The organism is Rhizobium lentis (genome assembly GCF_017352135.1).
GTDB classification, from domain to species: domain Bacteria; phylum Pseudomonadota; class Alphaproteobacteria; order Rhizobiales; family Rhizobiaceae; genus Rhizobium; species Rhizobium lentis.
In genome coordinates this window covers 78,746-100,200 of sequence record NZ_CP071457.1, presented here as the reverse complement: position 1 = coordinate 100,200, position 21,455 = coordinate 78,746, and the positions used below count along the sequence as shown (strand labels likewise).

Below are 21,455 nucleotides of genomic sequence, written 5' to 3'. Positions count from 1 at the left end.
CGCAGCTTGCGACGCGCGAAGGCGCGTCGTCTTTCCGGAAGCCAAGGGGCCCACAATCAAAGAGGCCCAATTCAAAGAGGTATATTCATGGACGCCGTTGTCGCAGTCACCCATCCGCTCGATCCTCTGAGCCTTGCCGAGATCGCCTCTGCCATTGCCATACTCAGGGATAGGCAGAAACTCGCAGCCACGTTCCGCTTTCCGATAACCCGGCTGGAGGAACCGACCAAGGCGGATCTTGCGAGCCATCGCGTGGGCGACAGTCTGCCGCGTCTCGCCTTCATCCTGGCAATGGATATCAGCAACGGCGACTCCTTCGAAGGCATCGTCGACCTGACCGCTGGCAATGTCTCCTCCTATAAGAGACTGCCCCTTGACGAGCTGCCGTATGGCCAGCCGCCGGTCATGCTGTGCGAATTCGAAACCGTGCAAGGCACCGTCAAATCCGATCCGCGCTGGATCGCTGCCGTGAAGAAACGCGGCATTACCGACGAGGATATTCCGCTCATCCAGATCGATCCTTTTTCCTCCGGCTATTTTGGCCGTAAATTCGAGAAGGGAAAGCGCATAGTCCGCGCCGTGTCCTACTGGCGCGAAGATATCCGTGACAACGGTTACGCACATCCGATCGAGGGCGTCGTAGCGGTGGTCGATCTGATCACCAATCGAGTGGTCGATCTCGTGGACGATGAAAAGATCATCCCGGTCCCGAGGAAAAAGCGCAATTATGGTCGCGAAAACTTCCCGGAACCGCGGCCCGATCTGAAGCCGCTGCATATTGTTCAGCCGCAGGGGCCGAGCTTTACTGTCGACGGCTGGAAAGTCGAATGGCAGAACTGGAGTTTCCGTGTCGGCTTCACCCCGCGCGAGGGGCTCGTTCTCCATGAACTCGGCATCAAGGATCAGGGCAGGCTGCGGCCCGTCGTCTTTCGCGCCAGCGTTACCGAAATGGTCGTGCCGTATGCCGATCCGACCGCGAACCATTATTGGAAGAGCGCCTTCGATGCCGGCGAATACGGCCTCGGGCGCCTGGCCAACAGCCTCGAACTTGGCTGCGACTGCCTCGGCCACATTCACTATTTCGACGTGCCGGCGGCTGATGATTTCGGCCAGCCTTTCATCATGAAGAACGCCATCTGTATGCATGAGGAAGACTATGGCATCCTCTGGAAGCATTACGAATTCCGCAACGGTATTTTCGAAGTCCGCCGCTCCCGCCGCCTCGTCATCTCCTTCTTCGCAACTGTCGGCAACTATGATTACGGCTTCTACTGGTATCTCTACCAGGACGGCACGATCCAGCTCGAAGCCAAGCTCACCGGCATCATCCAGACGGCGGCAGTCGCGACCGGCGAAACCTATCTTTGGGGCGGTATGGTCGATGACAATCTCGGCGGCCCGACCCACCAGCATTTCTTCAATGCGCGCCTGCATATGGATGTCGATGGCGATGGCAACACCGTGACCGAGCATGAGTTCGTGCCACGTCCCTGGGGTGAAGACAATCCCTATGGCAATGTCTTCGATACTAGGACTCGCGTGCTGAAGCGCGAACTCGATTCGCCTGCGCTCGCCAATGGCGAGACAGGCCGCTACTGGAAAGTCTCCAACCCAAATATGCAGAACAGCGTCGGCAAAGCGCCAGGCTACAAGATCGTCGTCATGCCGTCACCTGTCATGCTTGCCCAGCCGGATTCGACCGTTGCCCAGCGCGGCGGCTTCGCCAAGAAACACATCTGGGTCACGGCCTTCGATGCCAGGGAAAAATATGCGAGCGGCGATTATCCGAACGTTCATGCCGGCGGCGACGGCCTGCCGGGCTATGTCAAGCAGAACCGCGAAATCGAAAATGCCGATGTCGTGCTCTGGCATTCCTTCGGCCATACCCATGTCTGCAAGCCTGAGGATTTTCCGATCATGCCAGTGGAATATGCGGGCTTCACGCTGAAACCGAACGGCTTCTTCGCATCTAACATTGCCATGGACCTGCCGCCTGATGGAAACGAGGAGAGCGTCGACAATCGTCTGCCGCACTCGCATGAAAAAATCGCAAGCGGTTCCTGCTGCCACACGTAAAAGGCAGCAGAACGCAGGATCATGCCCGCATGATAGTGTGCGTCAGGTCCTCGGAAAGGTCCGGTCGTTCCGCGAGGACTTCGCGGTTCGTCTTCCCCGAGGCCAGAACCGCCTTGCGAAATCAGCCGCACGCTCATAGCCAATTGCCGGGTCAATGGCGTTGCGACAGAAGTGCTGGCTTCCAGATGCTTACGGCAGTCGCATGACATTGACGTTGCCGGCCGCATCGATGGGATAATCGGTGCCGTCACGCTGCGCGGCTCTCAACGAACGCTCAATTCCAATCGGCAAAGGCTGTTCCATAATGCCGATTATGCCAGATTCGTGTAGTCGCAAAGTTGAAGTGTCCTGTTTCTGCAAAGTAAGAATGTCACTCTGCCCCGCGATTGATCACCTGCGAGATTGTGGATGGAACTGATAGCGATGCCCGAGCAGGACCGGCCGCTTGCAGTTCGACGTCCCTCGGATCCAGGTTCGCGCTGCCGGCCTGGCGGGTAGATGTCAGTTGGTATCAAAGGCCTCGATCGGTCGAACGGTCCAGGAACTCTCGCTCATGCCCCTTTCGCAAAGACGGCGAAGCGCTATGCTGTCATTATGGGTCGAACGAGAGAAATCCATGACACGATCACGGCAGAGCGAATTACGCGAACGGATCACGATCCTTGGCGACGTCAATTCCGCCTCGTTCGTCCCGTGGATTCGCCGCCATGCCGACAAGCTCGGCCTTTCCCAAGATTTTTTGTATGCCGGCGCCGAGCGGATCGAACTCGAGGTCGCAGGGCCTGTCGAGCTGATCGACATGCTGGAAATGGGATGTTCGCTAGGGCCGATCGACGTCTGGGTCGACGAGATTCAGCGCAGGGTTGTAGATCCCATCTCTACACCGAAGTCTGAACGGCACCTGACGTGATGCCCTTTATTTAACCATTGTTGCCAATGCGAATTTTTTATGCAAGCCTTGGAAGCTGGGGTTGCACCGACACCAAACCCCGCAGCGCCAGGCCACTGGTTAAATTGAGGAAATAACCGTCATGCCTTCCGATACGGCCGGCTCCTGGACGCCTGTCGCCCTTTCTGCCGATCTGCCTCCGGCAACCGTCATTCCGGCCTGGACACCGGCAGGGTCGATCGCTCTCTGGCGCAGTCAGTCCGGGCGCGCATCAGCTTCTTCCGACCGCTGTCCACATCGCGGGATGCGATTGTCTCACGGCTTCGTGCGGGGCGAGGCGCTCTCCTGTATCTATCACGGCTGGAGCTATTCACCGGCGGGCGGATGTGTTCGTATCCCGGCTCATCCCGACCTCGTACCGCCGGACACGATTCGCGTGGCAGTTCAGCGAGTTGAAGAATCGGATGGCATCGTCTGGGTGGCGGCCGGCGAACCGGCAATGCCGCCGCCACGCCTGGATCATCTCGTGCCCATCCGCTCACTGACACTGGATGCCGACATAACGGCAATTGAAGCGGCAGCCGGGGAAAAGGCAGATGCGGGCGGGCTCATCCAAGTCGCCGATTGTCCATGGGTAAGACTGCTGCCGGCGGCGCAGATCGCGTGCACGCTCATTCACGTCCTGGTCGAGCGGGGTCGCGGCGTCGCAGATCGGGTTACGGCGTCCCGTATCGCCGAGGCCCTGCGCCGCCGGGCGGAAACACGCCAGAAGGACGTCTCATGAAAGGGGCTGGCGCGATGATCGACGAATGGTATCCGGTTGGCCTTTTCAGCCAGCTCACCGAGGCCGGAAGCAAGACCGTTTTGATGGGCGAGTCCATAAAGGTGATGCGCACGACTGATGGTGCGGCGCGGGTCACATCGGGCGATGGACGTTCCCTGCCCGTCCGCGTCCGCTATGGTCATGTCTGGTCTTCTCTTGGCAGCCCCGCCAAGGAGCTCTTTGCCCTTCCAGAAGCGGATCAACCTGGCCGCCGCTTCGTCGATGTCGGCGTCGTGCGCGTACGCTGTTCTCCCCTGAGAGCGGTCGAGAACTTCCTCGATATCGCGCATTTTCCCTTCGTTCACACGGATATTCTCGGCGCCGAACCGCATACGGAAGTCGAAAATTACAAAGTCGAGATCCGCGAGGAAGAGGATGAAGTCTGGGCGACGCAGGTGAAGTTCTATCAGCCGCAGGCTGCAAAGTCGGCAACGGGCGGAATTACCACCGAATACATGTATCGCGTGCCGGCTCCGACCTGCTCGGTGCTTTACAAGACCTGCCCTCCCCGTCCGCAGGAATGGGATGTCATAACCCTGTTCGTCCAGCCGCTTGCGGAAGACCTTTGCGACGTCTGGCCGTGGATGGCACTCTTCGACGATATGACGCCAATGACAGACCTCATCCATTTTCAGCAGATGATTTTCCTGCAGGATCGCTCGATCCTCGAAAATCAGATCCCGGCGCTTCTGCCGCTCGATCCCGGCATGGAAATTCCGACCAGGGCCGACCTGACATCGATTGCTTACCGGCGCTGGCTGAAACGCCACAACTATCTCTATGGCGCGCAACTGGTCGCACAATGAAGCTCTACGACTACATCCTATCTCCGAGCTGTTACAAGATCCGCCTGATGGCTGGAATCCTCGGCGTCAAGCTGGATATCCGGCCGATCGATTTCCATCCCGGCATGGAACATCGTGGTCCTGAGCTTCTCGCCCTCAATCCGGCAGGCTCGATCCCGATCCTCGTGGATGGCGATCTGGTGCTGACCGAATCATCGGCCATGCTCGCCTTTCTCGCCGCCCGGAGCGGGCCGGATTGGTTGGGTCAAAACGCGCCCGAGCAGACGGCGCGCGTGCAACAATGGCTCTCTTTTTCGCATCGGCTGACGACCAATCTCGGCGGCGCACGGCTGCATCAGATGCTTCTGCGCCCCGGCAATATCGAGGCCCTGCAGGCACAGGGGGTCGCGGCGCTGCGCGAACTCGAAGCCGGGCTCTTTGAGCAGCGGCTCCGCGACATGCGGTTCCTGACATCAGACCGTGCAACGATCGCCGACATCGCCTGCTTCCCCTATGTGGCACTGGCGCCCGACGGCGGAATCTCGCTCGATCCCTATCCGAACATCCGGCTCTGGCTGCGCGCCATCCGCAGCCTTGAAGGTTTTATCGAAATGCCCGGCATCCACCGGCTGCACGAGTTGAAGCCCGACCCTCATCCCGTCAATAAGGAGAGGTGAGATGGCGGGCTACCTGCTGAAGAACTGCGCCGCCATTATCGTTGACGAAGGCAACGGGCCGGCCGTTCGTCGGAACGCCGATCTGCTGACCTGCGGTCCTACGATCCAGGCGATCGGCACCAACCTGTCGCAAGGAGCCCTGCCTGCCGACACGATCATTCGGGATGCGTCTGGCTGGTTTGTCTATCCGGGTCTCGTCAACACCCATCACCACTTCTTCCAATGCTTCGTGCGCAACCGGGCCGATCTCGACTGGACGAAACTTTCCGTCATCGAATGGCTCGACCGGATCTATCCGATCTTCTCACGGCTGAACGAGGATTGCTTCTATCATTCGTCGGTCACGGCCATGGCGGAGATGATCAAGCATGGCTGCACGACAGCCTTCGACCACCAATATTGCTTCCCCCGGCATGCCGGGAAGCGGCTGATCGATCGCCAGTTCGAAGCAGCCGAGCTTCTCGGCATGCGTTTCCACGCGGGACGCGGCGGCAATACGCTGCCGAAGTCAGAGGGCTCGACGATCCCGGACGCCATGCTGGAAACCACGGACGAGTTCATCGCCGATTGCACCCGGCTGATCGACAGCTACCATGATGCCGGCGCCTTCAGCATGCGGCAGGTGGTCGTCGCTCCCTGTCAGCCCGTCAATTGCTACCGCGAAACCTTCGTCGAATCGGTTGCGCTCGCCCGTGATCGCGGCGTCCGGCTGCACACGCATGTCGGTGAAGGCGAAAGTCCGGTCATCCAGGCGCGGCATGGATTGCGTACGGTCGACTACTGCGCCGAACTCGGCTTTGCCGGCCCCGACAGCTTTTATGCTCATTGCTGGGAGTTGACACACGACGAACTGCGCAAGCTGGCGGCAAGCGGCACGGGTGTCTCCCATTGCCCCGAACCGGTCTATCTGGTCGGCGCCGAAGTGACGGACATTCCCGCGATGGCGGCTTTCGGCCTGCGTATCGGCCTCGGTTGCGATGGCGCGGCCTCGAACGACAATTCCAACCTCATGCACTGCATCCATTCTGCCTATATGCTGCAGTGCCTGACGGCCTCGACACGGGCGCATCCGGTTCCAGCGCCCGTCGACTTCCTGAGCTACGCGACCACGGGTGGCGCAAGCCTGCTTGGCCGCAGCGATATCGGCCGGCTTGCTCCGGGCATGGCCGCCGACCTCTTCGCGATCGATACCAGGCGTATGGATTATGTCGGAACCCGTCACGACCCTTTGAGCCTGATTGCCAAGGTCGGAATCGGCATGCCGACCGATCTGACAATGATCAACGGGCGCGTCGTCTGGCAGGCCGGCGAATTTACCGGCCTCGACGAAGCGCAGCTTTTCGCTGCCGCGGAAGCGGCGCTCGAGACAGTCGAATTCTAAAACCAAAAGAGGGAACTGACATGTCCAACCATCTCACCCGCAGAACACTGATGAAGAGCGCGGCGGCTGCCGGTCTCGCGACGGCCTTTGCCGGCCGCTCCGCGCTTGCCGCGGACGAACCGCTCGGCATCGCCCTCGTTATTCCCTCGCCTATCGGCGACGTCGGCTGGGGCCATGCGCTTGCCGCCGGCATCGACCCGATCAAGGCGGCCTATGGCGACAAGGTGAAGGTCACGGTCATTGAAAACATCGCCGAAGGGCCGGACGCCGACCGCATCATGAACAAGACCGTCGCCGACGGAAACCATTTCCTGATCGCCGGCTCCTTCGGCTATCAGAATGGCGCGCTGCAGATCGCCCGTCGCAATCCGAAGGTGAGCGTCCTGCATGCTTCGGGATTCCAGGTCGCACCGAACTTCTCGCCCTTCGCCGCCAAATATTTTCAGGGAACCTACCTGCTCGGCATGGCGGCGGCGGCCGTTTCCAAGAGCGGCAAACTCGGCTCGGTGTCGGCCTTTGCCATTCCCGAGCTGATCACTTCCATCAACGCCTTCACGCTCGGCGCTCAGGCCGTCAGGCCGGATATCGAAGTGTCTGTCGTCTGGGTCAATTCCTGGTTCGATCCGGCCAAGGAGCAGGAAGCCGCCAAGGCGCTGATCTCGCAGGGCTGCGACGTGATCTTCTCGAATGCGCAGGATACGCCCTCGGTGATCTCGGCCTGCGAGGAAGCCGGCATCTATGCCTTCAACCTCAACTCCTCGATGAAGAAATATGCCGAGAAGACCTACCTGGGCTGCGTCGCCACTGACTGGTCACCTTTCTTCAAGGCGTCGGTCGACGCCCATCTTGCCGGCACCTTCAAGGGCGCCAATACATTCCTCGGTGTAGCCGACAAGGTGGTCGAAGTCGTCGACTGGAACCCGGCAATCCCAGCCGATACGATGACCAAGATCAGGGAAATCGAGGCCAAGATTGCCGATGGCAGCTTCTCGCCGTTTACCGGTCCAATCACCAAGGCTGACGGCAGCGAAGGTGTCGCTTCGGGTGCGACGGCAACGGACGCCGAGATCGTCGCTATGGACTGGCATGTCAAGGGTGTCACGACGCCTCTGCCGAAGTAAGCCATGCCAAGCCCGCTCCTGTCGCTGCGCGGCATTACCAAGAGCTATGGCCCGGTCGATGCCAATCGGCAGATCGATCTCGACGTCGCTGCCCGCTCCATCCATGCCATCCTCGGAGAAAACGGGGCTGGCAAATCGACCCTGATGAAGCTGATCTACGGCGTCGAGCAGCCGGACAGCGGCACCGTCGCCTGGAACGGGAAAGCCCTGAGCCTTGCCTCTCCCGCAGAGGCAAGGCGCGCCGGTATCGGCATGGTCTTCCAACACTTCTCGCTGTTCGAGAGCCTGACGGTCGTCGAGAATATTCGCCTGATCGTGTCCGGCAAGAAGAGCGAGCTTGCGGAGCGCATTCGCAAGCTCGGACATGAATTCAGCCTCGAGGTCGATCCGCACGCTCATGTCCATTCGCTTTCCGTCGGCGAGAGGCAGCGGGTGGAAATCATTCGATGCCTGATGACCGATCCCAAACTGCTTATCCTGGACGAGCCTACCTCCGTGCTGCCGCCGCAGGCGGTGGAAAAACTCTTTGAAACATTGCGGCGGCTGCGGGACGGCGGCGTATCCGTTCTGTTCATCTCTCACAAGCTCGAAGAAATCCAGGCGCTGTGCGATCGTGCAACAATCCTGCGCGGCGGACGTGTCACCGGTCACGTCGATCCCCGGGAGCACGATGCGCACGAGCTTGCCCGCATGATGATCGGCCGGGACATGCCGGAACCGATGCCTGCGCTGCCTTCGATCGAAGGTGAAAAGCGCCTGGAACTTGTCGGGCTCGATTACCGGGCGGATCCTTTGGCCGTGCCACTTTCGAAGGTAAGCCTCGCCGTGCGCGCCGGCGAAATCCTCGGCATTGCCGGCATTTCGGGAAATGGCCAAAGTGAACTCACAGCGCTAATTTCGGGTGAAACCCCGTTGCCGCGGGATCAGCGCGATCAGATTTTCATGATGGGCGAGGATGTCGGCACCCTCGACTCTGCCGCCCGCCGGCGGCTCGGTTTCGCCTTCGTCCCGGAGGACCGGCTCGGCCGTGGTGCGGTTCCCGAGATGTCGCTTACCCTCAACAGCCTGCTGACCGCCCACCCGCTGAACCTTGTGAAGCATGGCCTGCTCGACAAGGTGAAGGCGAAGGCCTTCACCAGTGATTGCATCCGGGACTTCGACGTGCGCACGCCCGGTCCAGGGGCAGAGGCCGGCTCGCTTTCCGGCGGCAACCTGCAGAAGTTCATCGTCGGACGCGAAATCATGCTGGCGCCGAAGCTTCTTTTCCTTGCCCAGCCCACCTGGGGCGTCGATATCGCTGCGGCCGCGGCGATCCGCAAGCGGCTGATGAGCCTTCGCAACGAGGGCGTGGCGATCCTCGTCATTTCCGAGGAACTCGAGGAACTGTTCGAATTGAGCGACTTTATCCAGGTCCTGCACCACGGGACGCTGAGCGCGCCGCTGGTCACGCGCGACACCAATCCGGAAGAGATTGGCCGTTACATGATCGGAGCCCAGCCGCAGCGCGAGAAAGCCACCGCATGAGCAGACCTTTCCTTGCCGCCCTGCCCATTTTGGTCCGTCGGGAGCGTGCATTGCTTGCCGCCGCCGTTCTGGCGCCGCCCATAGCCCTCATCGTCACCGTCATTCTCAATCTCGGACTTTACGTCGCCATGGGAGGCGACCCGGCTGCGGTCGTCTATGCGATGTTGATCGAACCCTTCTTCTCCTGGGCTTCGTTCTCCGAAGTGCTGCTGAAAGCCGGGCCGCTTCTCCTCATCGCACAGGGGCTTGCGATCGGTTTCCGCGCCAAGGTGTTCAACATCGGTGCTGAGGGCCAATTCGTCTTGGGCGCAATCTTCGCCTCCGCCATTCCGATCTGGTGGCCAGACGCAACCGGCCAATGGATCTGGCCGGCGATGCTGCTGTTCGGCACGGTGGGCGGCGCATTCTGGGCGTCACTCACCGCCTTCTGGCGCGTCAGGCTGAACGCCAACGAAATTCTGGTTTCGCTGATGCTGAGTTTCGTTGCCGTACAACTCCTGAATTATCTGCTGCTCGGTCCCTGGAAGGACCCGAACGGTTTCAATTTCCCGCAGTCCGTCATGTTCCAATATGACGCGATGGTGCCGATCCTGATCGAAGGAACGCGCGTCAACGTCTCGATCATCCTCGCCCTACTCCTGTCGATTGCCGCTTGGATCTTCATGCAGAAGAGCTTCATCGGCTACAAATTGCAGGTCGGCGGACTGGCACCGCGCGCCGCGAACTATGCCGGATTCCGCGAAAGCAGGGCAATCTGGCTTTCGCTGCTGATCGGTGGGGCTGCAGCCGGTCTTGCCGGGGCAGCGGAAGTCGCCGGCCCGCTCGGTCAGCTGCAACGCTCGATCTCAACCGGATATGGCTATGCGGCGATCATCGTCGCCTATCTCGGTGGGCTGCACCCGATCGGCATCGTTCTCTCCGCTGTTGTCATGGCCGCGCTCTATATCGGCGGAGACAACGCCATGGTCTCCGCCAATCTGCCGGTTGCGGCGGTCCGGGTTTTCCAGGGAAGTCTGCTCCTTGCCTATTTGGTGGCCATCGCCTTCATGCGCTACCGTCTTGCCTGGCGGCCCGCAGCGACCAGGAGCCCGATATGAACGCCGTCGAGTTCGTTCTGGCCGGAATGCTGGCTGCTGCGACACCTTTCCTGCTGGCAGCACTCGGAGAGCTTATCGTCGAGCGTGCCGGCGTTCTCAATCTTGGCGTCGAGGGATTGATGGCATTCGGCGCCGTCATTGCCTTCATCATCGTCTATCACGGCGGCGGGCATTTTCTCGCCTTTCTCGCCGCCGGTCTCGGCGGCGCACTTCTGTCCCTGCTCTTTGCAGCCATCGTCCTCGGCTTCAACGCAAACCAGGTCGCAACGGGACTTGCGATCGGCATTCTCGGTCAGGGCCTGTCGGCACTGTTCGGCAAGACCTACGAGAGCTTGACCGTCAGGGGCTTGCCGAAAATCGCCATTCCCGGTCTCTCCGACATTCCCGTCATCGGCGGCCTGTTCAGCCAGGATATCGTCGTCTGGCTGTCGCTGCTCGCAGCCGTCGCTGTCTGGGCAATGTTTGCCTATGGCAAGCTTGGGCTGATCATCCGCGCCGTCGGCGAGAACCCGAAGGCGGCGCATGCTATCGGCTACCCCGTCATCGCCATTCGCTTCGCCGCAGCCGCTATCGGCGGCGTGATGGCAGGCTTTGCCGGCGCCTATGCAGCGACGATCTACACGCCGCTCTGGGCCGATGGAATGATTGCCGGCCGCGGCTGGATTGCGATCGCGCTCGTCGTCTTCGGAACCTGGCTGACCGGGCGCATTTTTCTGGGGGCGTGCCTGTTCGGCGCAGTGTCGCTGATGGGGCTTGCCGCCCAGGCAACCGGTCTCAATGTTCCCTCGCAGCTGCTCGCATGCCTGCCCTACCTGGTAACGATCATCGTGCTCGGCATCATTTCGGCGGATCGCCGCCTGCTCAAACTCAACGGCGTTGCCTCACTCGGCGAGCCGTTCGAGCGATCGTGATAATGCCCGTCCGCGCTGATGGCGACTGAGAGCAGTGTCAACCTACTTTCGGAAAGCGGTCACGAACTGCCGTAACCGGACCAAGAGATCCTACCGGTCAGCCGCGGTCGGACTTCTTGCGACCCCGCGCTTCAAATTCGACGAGCAGCGACTTGAGTTCGACCTCCCGGACGCGTCGCGCCGCTTCATCGGGGCTGACCCATTCGAGAAGACGCTGGCCTTGCTCCTTAAAGTCATTGCAGTGTTCGGTGACTTCAATCTGAAACACGTCGACGATGCATGGCGCCACATCGCCGTCGTCAAGTTCTTTCAGATAAGTATAGCGGCCAACAGGTTTCTTCCTCACAGCTCCGCGCACGCCTGCCTCCTCCCAGGCTTCTACCGCCGCGGCTTCGAATGGCTTCTTCCCTTTCATCGGCCACCCCTTCGGTATGACCCAGCGCGCACGCTCGCGCGACGTGATGACCAGGATTTCGATCTTCGGTCCGCCATTGCAATAGCGAAAACAGAGGGCGCCATACTGTTGGCGGAACGCGCCGGCAAATAGTTTCGCAGGAACCGCCGCGAGCTGACGCAGCAATGGCTGAGACTTGTCTGGCCGAGTCCTGCTGCGTTTTTTCAGAGATTTCAAGGCGCTTCGGCTCCAATTCATCCCGTGGCCGGGCATGGCTTCCTGTGGCGCGCACTTCTTTCGCTCTCAGCCCGCCCGCGCTTCATTGGCCTGTAGTCCTGGCATTCAGGATTGTCCCGGCAATATCGGCAAAACCAAGTCCCGCGGGCTGGGAGGAGATCCATCTCGGCACATGCTGCAGATGCGGAAGAACAGGAAGGATATTGCCGACGCCGAAAGAGTTTCGGATGAAGCCGAACATCGGAGCATCGTTTCGAGAATCGCCGACGAACGCCGTGACAGACGGCAATTCAACGGGGCCGACCCCGAATACGCCGGTCAGGACGCGCTCGCTCATGGCGCGTTTGTCATAGTCGCCAATCCAGGTGTTGATGTGAATGGAACTGATGGCGACGGTCCCGCCGATTGCCCTGATATCGGATGCCATATCTTCGACAGCATGCGTATCATGACCCTGAATGTCGATTGCCACGTCAGCCAGACGGAACACCTGATCGTGGGCAATCTTGAAGGTGCCGCCCCTTTCCGAGATCAGTCTTTCGGTCGCCTCCAGATGCTGACGTTGACGCTCGCCCTGCAGTGCGCGGTTCTCCCAGAAATCGAAAATAACTTGGCCGCTGCGGCGGATGACGGAATAGGCGCCACTTTCGCCGATGACTGCGGCAACAGGCCAGGCCCGGACGATGTGTTCGCACCACCCGGCTGAACCACCCGTGACCGGCACGACGGCGATACCGGCCCGGCTGAGCTCCCAAAGCGCGTCATAGGTGCGCGGCAGAAGTTTACCCTCTGTCGTCAGAGTATCGTCGATATCGGTGAAGAGATAACGCACATGCTGCAATTCATGCGCAGAGGGCGCCAGATCTACGAAGGTCATGTCAAGTCCTCGCCGCAGGTTACCACCTCCATGCTGCTGTCGGCGAGCACACTGGCGATCGACGGATCGGCCGGCAGCCGATCCGTGTAAAAGCGGGTTATTTTATTGAAAGGTGCCACGCGCACCGCCGCATGGCGGGTCCACTTGCTGACGTCAGCAGCCAGGAGCCGCGTTTGCGAATTCTCCAGGAGGGCATTGGTGATCTGCGCTTCGCTATAGCTGAAGTCCATCAGGCCGTTCACCGGGCTCAGCGCACCGGCACCGACGACCGCATAGGTCGCATAGAATTTCTCGACGAACTTGATCACATCGCTGCCCACAACGTCGCGATCGTCATGGCGTAGCAGGCCGCCGGTGAGATGGACCTCAACACTAGGCGATTCGCAAAGGGTGAGAGCGACATGGATGTTGTTGGTGATAACAGTCAGCCCTTGGTGATCCCGCAACGCCTCCGCGACGAATTGGACAGTGCTGCCGATCCCCAGGAATACAGTCGCATTCGGGCCGATATCGGCGGCGACCCGCTTGGCGATCAGCCGCTTGGCGCGCCGGTTCAGTTGGGCGCGGGCGTTGAGGGAAATATTGCTGCCTTCGACCGGCACACCCACGCCGCCGTGAAAGCGCCGGGCGTGCCCGAGATCACACAAGGCATTGATGTCACGGCGGATCGTCTGGGTCGTCAGATCGTACCGGCGCGCCAGATCATCGATATACTGGACACCCTCCGTTTCGATCAGCGCAAGTATTTCGCGTTGTCGGCTCGATATGACCCGCTGGCCCATCGCTATTCCTTACGAGAGATAGACACTTGGGTCGTCTGTTATCACACCGGTCAAGCCGACAGGCCAAAAAGATGCGAGGAGCTTCGGGTCGTTGCAGGTCCATGCCCGCACCTTTGTCCCCCGGTGCGCCGCTTCCTCGAGGAATCCGATGCTGAGAGACTTGTATCCAAGGTGCACCGTTCCTGCGGGGATGGATTGGAGAACGTCACTCCAGTTATCTGGCAGTTTGCTCCACAACATCGCAAGCTCGTAACTCGGATCGATTTCGTGCATGCGCCTGAGCGCCGCCGCGTCGAAGCTCGATATCATGATCCTGGTCTGCGGCGCGCGCGCCTTCAAATGTTCGTCAACGGTTTTCACCAGCTGGTCGAGAGATTTATGATGCGGGTGCTGCTTGATCTCGACATTCGCATTCAGCCCGAGCTCACCCAATGTGGACAGGACCTGGGCAAGGGTCGGCAAGGGTTCTCCCTTGAAGCGGGGATCGAACCAACCGCCGGCGTCGATCTTCTGCAGGTCGGATGCGGTGAGATCGCTGAGCTTGCCGGTCGACGAGGAGCAGCGGTCGACCGACACGTCATGGATGACGACCGCGGTTCCATCGCCAAGGAGCGCGACGTCGAGTTCGACCCATTCGGCGCCCTGGTCGGCAGCCGCCCGGAAAGCGGCGATCGTGTTTTCGGGCGCGATAGCGGATGCGCCTCGATGTGCTTGAATCTCACTGCGGTCGGGTCCGGATCGCGGCACTGACTTTGGCATGTGTTCCTCTATCCTCACTTTTCAATGCTGCAGATCGGACTGGACAATCCGGCCGTTTCAGTCGGTCCGTCGTCCAGTCTTGCTGTTGAAGGGATGCATCTGATCAATGCGCGCGAAGATCTCGATTCTGGCAGTCTCGGCGAAGTCCGGCCGGCCCTGGACCGTCAGGACGACCGTCTGCTGGCCCTCCCCCAGTCTGACATGCAGGTGGCTTTCGCCGCCGATCGGTTCAAGCAACTCGACGATCGCATTCAGACGAACGGAAGGCTCTGTGGGCTCCGTTATGAGCAGAGCATCCGGCCTGAGACCGACAATGTCCGTCCCGTCGGGCAAATCAAGGGCCTTCCCGCTATCGGCCGCACCCAGCGCCTCGATTGGCACGAGGTTCATCGGCGGAGAACCGATGAAGCCGGCAACAAAGAGACTTGCAGGACGGTCATAGACTTCGACCGGCGTTCCCACTTGTTCGACCAGTCCGCCATTCATGACGACGAGCCTGTCGGCAAGCGTCATCGCTTCGAGCTGGTCATGGGTAACGTAGATGCTGGTTGTCTTCAGCCGGCGTTGCAGTCGGCGTATTTCGACCCGCATCTGGACGCGCAGCTTGGCATCGAGATTGGACAGAGGCTCGTCGAAAAGAAACGCCGCCGGTTCACGCACGATGGCCCGTCCCATAGCCACGCGCTGGCGTTGTCCCCCAGATAATTCGCGCGGCTTACGGTCCAGCATCGGCCCGATTTCGAGGATGTCGGCCGCCTCCTTGACACGACGATCGATTTCCGCGCGCTGCGTGCCGCGGTTCTTCAAGCCATATTCAAGGTTTCCGCGCACGGTCATATGCGGATAAAGCGCATAATTCTGGAAAACCATGGCGATGTCCCGCTCGGCCGGCTCCGCCTTGTTGACGTTGCGGCCGCCGATCTCGACCTGGCCGTCAGTGATCGATTCCAGTCCGGCGATCATGCGAAGCAAGGTTGACTTGCCGCAGCCGGAAGGACCGACCAGCACGATGAATTCACCGTCTTCGACAGCCAGGTTGATGCCTTTGACGGCGGGGACCGAACCATAGTTTTTCTTGACGTCGACGATTTTGATCGGGGCCATTTCATTTCTCCGTTTCGACCAGGCCTTTGACGAAAAGGCGTTGCATGGCGACGATGACAAGGACGGGCGGCAAGGCAGCCAGGATGACAGCCGCCATGACGAGATTCCAGCGCGGCTCGGCATCGGCGACCGCGGCCATGCGCTGAATGCCCATGACGACGGTGTAGAGGCTCTGGTCGGTCGTAACGATGAGTGGCCACAGATACTGGTTCCAGCCGAGCACGAACAGGATGATGAACAAGGCTGCGATGTTGGTCACCGACAGCGGCAACAGGATATCGCGGAAGAATTTCAACGGCCCCGCCCCGTCAACGCGCGCAGCCTCCATCAGCTCGTCGGGTACGGTGAGGAAAAATTGCCGAAACAGGAAGGTTGCCGTCGCCGACGCGATCAGCGGAATGATGAGCCCGCCATAATTGTTCAGCATTCCGAGATCGGCGACCACCTTGTAGGTCGGCACGATGCGCACCTCGACCGGCAACATCAGCGTGATGAAGATCATCCAGAAGGCGAGCGTGCGAAAGGGAAACCGAAAATAGACGATGGCGAAGGCGGAAAGAATGGAAATGGCAATCTTTCCAACGGCCACACCGACGGCCATGATCAACGAATTGAGCAGCATCGGCCCGATCGGCGGCGCGCCGGAACTCGTCATCCCCGATGACAGCATAGTCGAATAATTCTCGATGATGTGCGGTCCCGGCACCAGTGGCACGACCCCGGACAGAAAGTCGTTGGGGCCGTGGCTCGATGCGATAAAGGCGATATAGACCGGGAAGACCACGATCGTGACGCCGAGAACAAGGACGAGGTGAGCCAGGAAATTCAGGAAAGGACGATTTTCAACCACCTTTGACGCTCCTCAATATTGCACGCGGCGTTCGACGAAGCGGAACTGGACCGCGGTAAGAGCAACAACGATGATCATGAGTATGACCGACTGCGCTGCCGAGGAGCCGAGGTTGAGGCCGATGAAGCCGTCGAAATAGACCTTGTAGACGAGAATCTCGGTGGCGCGCGCCGGCCCCCCCTGCGTCGTTGCATGAACGATGCCGAAGGTGTCGAACATCGCGTAAACGATGTTGATGACGACCAGATAGAAGGTTGTCGGCGAGATCAGCGGGAACACGATCGTCCAGAAGCGTTTCACCGGCCCGGCGCCGTCGATGGCGCCGGCTTCCTGGAGTGAGCGCGGCACGGACTGCAGCGCGGCCAGGAAAAACAGAAAGTTATAGGAAATTTGCTTCCAGGTGGCGGCGATCACGATCAGGACCATCGCATTGTCCGGGTTGATCAGATGGTTCCAACTGATTCCCAGGCTGCGAAGCATATAGGCGACGATGCCGATCGACGGATTGAACATGAACCACCAGAGTATGCCGGCAATCGCAGGCGCCACCGCGTAAGGCCAGATCAGCAAGGTCGAATAGATGCGGGACGTCCGCAGCACACGCATGGCGGCGGCGGCCAGAGTAAGCGCAAGCGTTGTCGACAGAACCGTCACCGAGACGGCGAAGACCAGGGTGTGGCCGAAGGCGTCCATATAGAGGGGGTCGGCGAAGAGCCGGCGATAATTCTGGAACCAGACGAAGTTCGTTTTGAAACCGAACGCATCCTGGCGAAGGAACGATTGCCAGAAGGCGGTTGCGGCTGGCCAGAGGAAGAAGACAACGGTTATCAGAAGCTGGGGAGCAATAAGCAGATAAGGCAAAACCTTATTGGGAAAGACGGTGCGTTTCGTTTGCATGGGCCCTCACAGATGACGGAGAGACAGGAGCGGTTTGACCGCCCCTGCCTTGAGCCCTTAATTGGCAGCTTCGAAATCGCGAAGCTGCTGATTGCCGCGCGTGACGACGGAATCAACCGCTTCCTTCGCGGTCTTCTTTCCGCCGAGCAATGCCGCGAATTCGTCATCGATGATGCCGCGGACCTGGACGTAATTGCCGAACCGGATGCCCTTTGAATTTTCGGTCGGCGTCACGCGAGTCAATTGCTTGATGCCGACATCGGCGCCGGGATTCTTTTCGTAATATCCCTGCTCCTGGCTCAGCTTATAGGCAGCCTCGGTGATCGGAAGATAACCTGAGAACTGATGCCAGTCGGCCTGAACTTCCGGCTTCTGCAAATAGGTGTAGAATTTCGCCACACCCTTATATTCTTCCTCCGGGCGCCCCTTCAGCGTCCAGAGTGTGGCGCCGCCGATGATTGAGTTGAGCGGCTGCTTGATGACGTCGTCATAATAGGGAAGCGGCGCAAAACCGACCTTGAAGGCTTTGGCGTTGTTGATGACGCCCGCCCGGCCGGCAGACGAGTTCATGTACATCGCGCATTCCTGAGAGTAAAACATCGGGGGCGCGTTATCGCCGCCGACCGGTCCGCCGAATTTGAAGAGCCCTTCGTCCTGCCACTTCTTCAGATTCCCCCAATGGCGGATCGTCAGATCATTGTTGAAGGTGAATTCCGCATCCAGACCGCCGAAACCGTTGGCCTTGGTGGAGTAAGGCTTATCGTGCAGGGCGTTGAGATTTTCAGTCTGGATCCAGGAGATCCAGCCGCTGGTGAAGCCGCACTTGGCAGCGCCTGATTTCATGATCGTGCGCGAGAAGGCTTCGACCTCAGCCCATGTCTTTGGCGGCGTCTCCGGATCGAGTCCCGCTTTCTTGAAGACATCCTTGTTGTAATACATGATCGGCGTGGACGAATTGAAGGGCAGCGACAGGACGTTGCCGCTGGTGTCCGAGTAGTAGCCGACGACCGGCGCAATGAACTTGTTTTGGTCCCAGGGCTCGCCTTCGTCCTTCATCAACTCGTATACGGGATAAATTGCGCCCTGTGCTGCCATCATGGTGCCGGTGCCGACTTCGTAGACCTGCACGATGGCCGGCTGTTGATTGGCGCGGAACGCAGCGATGGCGCCCGTCAGGGTCTCATCGTAATTGCCCTTGTAGACAGGCACGATTTCATAATCGGACTGAGACGCGTTGAAGCCCTTGGCAATTTGCTCCAGCTTCGCGCCGTTCTCACCGCCCATCGCGTGCCACCACTGGATCTTTGTGGCGGCCATCGCCGGAACGGACAAGGACAGGCTGGTCAATCCTGCGGACAGGAAATAAGCGATCTTGTTCATGGTCTCTCCCACTTCTCTCGGTCCGCAGCCTCCCGCTCCAGACGCGCGGATGGTAACAGCCGAGTTTCACTTTGCAACAACGGAATGTTCAAATGAACATATGGAGCGCTCTCAGGCTGCAGGCGAACTGTCCTTGGCTTCAGAGCGCGATCGACTAGCACGGATTTCGCCATCAGCCGCTCGAATGCTCAGATACAATGTTCAAATGAACGTCATATGTCAGTTGGCGCAGAAATATCATATTTTGCGCGCGACACCGTAATTGCCGCGACGAGGAGCGCTGGCCAGCGTCCAGGCAGGATGGACCTGACGCACACCAGCTCAAATTTGCAGCGGCGCCCAAGCGTCGGCGCCCCCTCCATGACCGCTTCACTGCGAGTCGGATGCACGCCTAGGCGATGACGTGTTTACCGCCGGGGACATCGATTGCGGTGAACAACTCCCTCCCGGGGCGGCCAATTGCTATCCGAGGAGGCGGCGCGGTTCCTCCTTCGGCCGGTCGGCGTTCTCCGTCATACCGGGTTTGCGTGCACGCAGATATTCGCCAACACGTTCGCGGCTCATTGGTTTGCCGAACAAATAGCCCTGCAGCGTGGTGCAGCCCTTTTCCAGCAAACACATCGCTTGTCGATGGCTCTCCACGCCTTCCGCGGTGACCTTCATGTCGAGCTTGCGCGCCAGATTGAGTACCAACTCAACGATTGCGAGGCTCGATTCATCCACAAGCATCGTGTCGATGAAGCTCTTGTCGATCTTGATGACATCGACCGGCAGACTTCGCAGGTGCGTCAGCGATGCATAGCCTGTCCCGAAGTCGTCGAGCGCCACTGTCAGGCCCTTCTTGCGCAAGCGTTGCAGAGTGGTTGCGACGGTCTCTTCCAGGCCCTGCAGGAAGACCGTTTCCGTCACCTCCAGCACGAGCTTGTCCAGCGGAATGCCTCTTGACGCGAAGGCGGCAACGATCCGGGTTTCCAGGTCGCCCCTCATGAAATCGGAGGCGCTTATGTTGAGAGCGACACGCCCAAATTCCAGGTCGCGGTCGATCCAGCTGCGAATATCGGCCGCGACCTGCTCGAGCATGCGGGTCGTGATGTGATGGGCAACGCTTGGGTCTGTGAACGCCTCGTGAAATTGGCCTGCCGAGACGATCGAACCATCCGAACGCTGCATTCGCACAAGCGCTTCAAAGGCCGATACCTGACCGTCGGCACAACCAACGATCGGCTGATAGTGCGGCACCATCCGATCTTCGGTAAGGGCCGATTCTACCTCTCGGATGATCTGGATGCGACGCGCTATCCTAGAACGCAGGCTGGGTTCGTAGTGTACATAGCTGCCGCGCCGCGTTTCTTTGGCATGATAGAGGGCGAAGTCGGCGTTTTGCGAAAGCGTCGCGGCGTCCATCTCGCCCTCGGAAATCGCGCCACCCACTGTTATCGCCGGATTTATCGTCGATCCCCCAACCTCCAGTGGGCGACCGATGAATTCGATTAGATGGCGCGCGATTGAGCCCATGCGACGTAGGCTTGCCGGTGCGTCCAGGATAACGGAGAACTCATCGCCGCCGAGGCGAAAGACCTTTCCTCGCTTTCCCAAGCGTTCATCCAGACGTGAGGCCACGCCTTTCAACAGCAGGTCGCCTGTCGCATGGCCGAGGATATCGTTCACTTGCTTCAGGCGATCGACGTCGATCAACAGCAAGCCGATGGAAGGAGCGTCGGCTGCCGTGAGCCTCTCCATATGAGCATTATAGGCTGCCCGGTTGGCAAGTCCGGTCAGAGGATCAGCGTTTGCCGCCTGGAGGAGACGTTGCTCGTACCGCACTTTTTCGGAAACATCCTGAACGATGCCGAACAAACGACTGGGTTTCCCGCTCAAGCGCTCGATATCGCTGACCACGCGAACCCAGCGTTCCTCCCCCTCCGGCGTCATGATACGATATTCCCTGTCGATGCCGCCCGCAGAACCATCGAGGACATCGCGTATCCTGCGTCTGACGCTCTCGCGCTCTTCGGGAGCATAGCAGCCGATCACCTCCTCCGAGGTCATGCGTTTGCCCACGGGTAGTCCAACCGTGCGGTAAATCTGGTCCGACCAAATGATCGTGCCGGTCGCGAGATCCATCTCGAAGCCGCCGACCTTGGCAGAGCGTTCGGTCTGCTCGAAGCGGGCCTGCTTCAATTCCAATTCGCGCTGCTGCTCTCTCAGCAGGTTTTGCTGACGATGTTCCCGGATAAGGCCGACGACGACGCTTGCCAAACTACGAAGCTGTTCGAGATCCCGGCCGCTGAAGCGGCGGTTCTTTGTGTCGAGGACACAGAAGCTGCCATAGCAGGTCTCCCCTTCCGAAAGCGGCACTCCCGCATAGAACCGGACCGAACGATCCCTGACGAAGGTGTTGCCGGAAAAGCGGGAATCCTTGTCGGCGTTTTCGACGATGAGCGGTGACTTCGTTTTGACGATATGGCTGCAAAAGGAATGCTCGCGTGGCGTCTCTTTCAAAAAGAGACCTTGCTCGGCCTTGAACCACTGCCGATGCCCGTCGACGAACGAAACCAACGCCATCGGCATGTCGAACATGCTACAAGCCAGCCGCACGATAGCATCGAACTCTTCCGTTGGCGGTGTATCGAGAATGTTGGCCTGGCGGAGGAGATTCAACCTCTCATCTTCTGTAAGGGACATGCGACCTTAGGCTCCTCGCAACGCTTGATGACGCGGAGTGAAACCCTTCATGGGTCATGGAAGCGGAAGAACTAACCGCTGACGACCTATAAAATTGCATAATCTGGTTGCCAAATATTGAAGCAGTCGACATGTAGTCTGATCGCAAGAGATCCCGCCGAACGGGAAGTTCTGACCTGGCCGCAAGATCCGGAACTAACGGATAG

General features: G+C 59.6%; 19 protein-coding genes. 10 read left to right on the top strand and 9 right to left on the bottom strand.

Going from position 1 to position 21,455, the window contains the following annotated elements; genetic code table 11:
- Window positions 1-87: 87 nt before the first annotated feature.
- The 10 genes from J0663_RS28715 to J0663_RS28670 all read left to right on the top strand — a co-directional run bounded on the left by J0663_RS28715 (window position 88) and on the right by J0663_RS28670 (window position 11,284).
- Entirely contained in the window at window positions 88-2,076 is a 1,989-nt protein-coding gene (locus tag J0663_RS28715) for a primary-amine oxidase (RefSeq protein ID WP_207246172.1), read from the top strand.
- Between the two features lie 616 nt (window positions 2,077-2,692).
- The gene (locus tag J0663_RS28710) at window positions 2,693-2,986 is read left to right on the top strand and encodes an acylphosphatase (RefSeq protein ID WP_207246171.1); all 294 of its coding nucleotides are present in this window, start codon (window positions 2,693-2,695) and stop codon (window positions 2,984-2,986) included.
- Window positions 2,987-3,107: 121 nt separating this feature from the next.
- Window positions 3,108-3,749 carry a Rieske 2Fe-2S domain-containing protein gene (locus J0663_RS28705; protein WP_207246170.1) on the top strand — a complete coding sequence of 214 codons (642 nt, stop codon included), beginning with the start codon at window positions 3,108-3,110 and terminating at the stop codon, window positions 3,747-3,749.
- Window positions 3,746-4,594: an aromatic ring-hydroxylating oxygenase subunit alpha gene (locus tag J0663_RS28700; protein ID WP_207246169.1), complete on the top strand. Its 849-nt coding sequence runs from the start codon at window positions 3,746-3,748 to the stop codon at window positions 4,592-4,594. The genes J0663_RS28705 and J0663_RS28700 overlap by 4 nt, the downstream gene beginning before the upstream one ends.
- Window positions 4,591-5,250 (top strand): glutathione S-transferase family protein, encoded by a 660-nt coding sequence (locus tag J0663_RS28695; RefSeq protein ID WP_207246168.1) that lies wholly within the window; start codon window positions 4,591-4,593, stop codon window positions 5,248-5,250. The genes J0663_RS28700 and J0663_RS28695 overlap by 4 nt, the downstream gene beginning before the upstream one ends.
- A gap of 1 nt (window position 5,251) precedes the next feature.
- Window positions 5,252-6,631, top strand: coding sequence for an amidohydrolase (locus J0663_RS28690; protein ID WP_207246167.1), 1,380 nt, complete (start codon window positions 5,252-5,254; stop codon window positions 6,629-6,631).
- Between the two features lie 20 nt (window positions 6,632-6,651).
- On the top strand, window positions 6,652-7,752 hold the full coding sequence (locus tag J0663_RS28685; protein ID WP_207246166.1) for a BMP family ABC transporter substrate-binding protein: 1,101 nt from the start codon (window positions 6,652-6,654) through the stop codon (window positions 7,750-7,752).
- A 3-nt stretch (window positions 7,753-7,755) separates the two neighbouring features.
- Window positions 7,756-9,276 (top strand): ABC transporter ATP-binding protein, encoded by a 1,521-nt coding sequence (locus J0663_RS28680; RefSeq protein WP_207246165.1) that lies wholly within the window; start codon window positions 7,756-7,758, stop codon window positions 9,274-9,276.
- A complete protein-coding gene (locus J0663_RS28675; RefSeq protein ID WP_207246164.1) occupies window positions 9,273-10,373 on the top strand; it encodes an ABC transporter permease in 1,101 nt (366 codons plus the stop codon). Before J0663_RS28680 ends, J0663_RS28675 begins: the two co-directional genes overlap by 4 nt.
- On the top strand, window positions 10,370-11,284 hold the full coding sequence (locus J0663_RS28670; protein WP_207246163.1) for an ABC transporter permease: 915 nt from the start codon (window positions 10,370-10,372) through the stop codon (window positions 11,282-11,284). Before J0663_RS28675 ends, J0663_RS28670 begins: the two co-directional genes overlap by 4 nt.
- 97 nt (window positions 11,285-11,381) lie before the next feature.
- Here the strand turns inward: J0663_RS28670 and J0663_RS28665 are convergent, their stop codons facing one another.
- The 9 genes from J0663_RS28665 to J0663_RS28625 form a co-directional block, all read right to left on the bottom strand.
- The gene (locus J0663_RS28665; protein WP_375337200.1) at window positions 11,382-11,936 is read right to left on the bottom strand and encodes an NUDIX hydrolase; all 555 of its coding nucleotides are present in this window, start codon (window positions 11,934-11,936) and stop codon (window positions 11,382-11,384) included.
- A gap of 61 nt (window positions 11,937-11,997) precedes the next feature.
- Window positions 11,998-12,792: an HAD-IIB family hydrolase gene (locus J0663_RS28660; protein ID WP_207246161.1), complete on the bottom strand. Its 795-nt coding sequence runs from the start codon at window positions 12,790-12,792 to the stop codon at window positions 11,998-12,000.
- Window positions 12,789-13,574, bottom strand: a complete 786-nt coding sequence (locus J0663_RS28655; RefSeq protein ID WP_207246160.1) for a DeoR/GlpR family DNA-binding transcription regulator — start codon at window positions 13,572-13,574, stop codon at window positions 12,789-12,791. The genes J0663_RS28660 and J0663_RS28655 overlap by 4 nt, the downstream gene beginning before the upstream one ends.
- A 9-nt stretch (window positions 13,575-13,583) precedes the next feature.
- A complete protein-coding gene (locus J0663_RS28650) occupies window positions 13,584-14,333 on the bottom strand; it encodes a glycerophosphoryl diester phosphodiesterase (RefSeq protein WP_207246159.1) in 750 nt (249 codons plus the stop codon).
- Window positions 14,334-14,390: 57 nt separating this feature from the next.
- Window positions 14,391-15,437, bottom strand: a complete 1,047-nt coding sequence (locus J0663_RS28645) for a sn-glycerol-3-phosphate import ATP-binding protein UgpC (RefSeq protein WP_207246158.1) — start codon at window positions 15,435-15,437, stop codon at window positions 14,391-14,393.
- Between the two features lies 1 nt (window position 15,438).
- Window positions 15,439-16,287 (bottom strand): sn-glycerol-3-phosphate ABC transporter permease UgpE, encoded by an 849-nt coding sequence (gene ugpE / locus J0663_RS28640; RefSeq protein WP_207246157.1) that lies wholly within the window; start codon window positions 16,285-16,287, stop codon window positions 15,439-15,441.
- 12 nt (window positions 16,288-16,299) lie between these two features.
- Window positions 16,300-17,184 (bottom strand): sn-glycerol-3-phosphate ABC transporter permease UgpA, encoded by an 885-nt coding sequence (gene ugpA, locus J0663_RS28635; protein ID WP_207246156.1) that lies wholly within the window; start codon window positions 17,182-17,184, stop codon window positions 16,300-16,302.
- Window positions 17,185-17,241: 57 nt separating this feature from the next.
- Window positions 17,242-18,564: a sn-glycerol-3-phosphate ABC transporter substrate-binding protein UgpB gene (gene ugpB / locus J0663_RS28630; protein ID WP_207246155.1), complete on the bottom strand. Its 1,323-nt coding sequence runs from the start codon at window positions 18,562-18,564 to the stop codon at window positions 17,242-17,244.
- Between the two features lie 462 nt (window positions 18,565-19,026).
- Window positions 19,027-21,225: a sensor domain-containing phosphodiesterase gene (locus tag J0663_RS28625; RefSeq protein ID WP_246590472.1), complete on the bottom strand. Its 2,199-nt coding sequence runs from the start codon at window positions 21,223-21,225 to the stop codon at window positions 19,027-19,029.
- Between the last annotated feature and the right edge of the window lie 230 nt (window positions 21,226-21,455).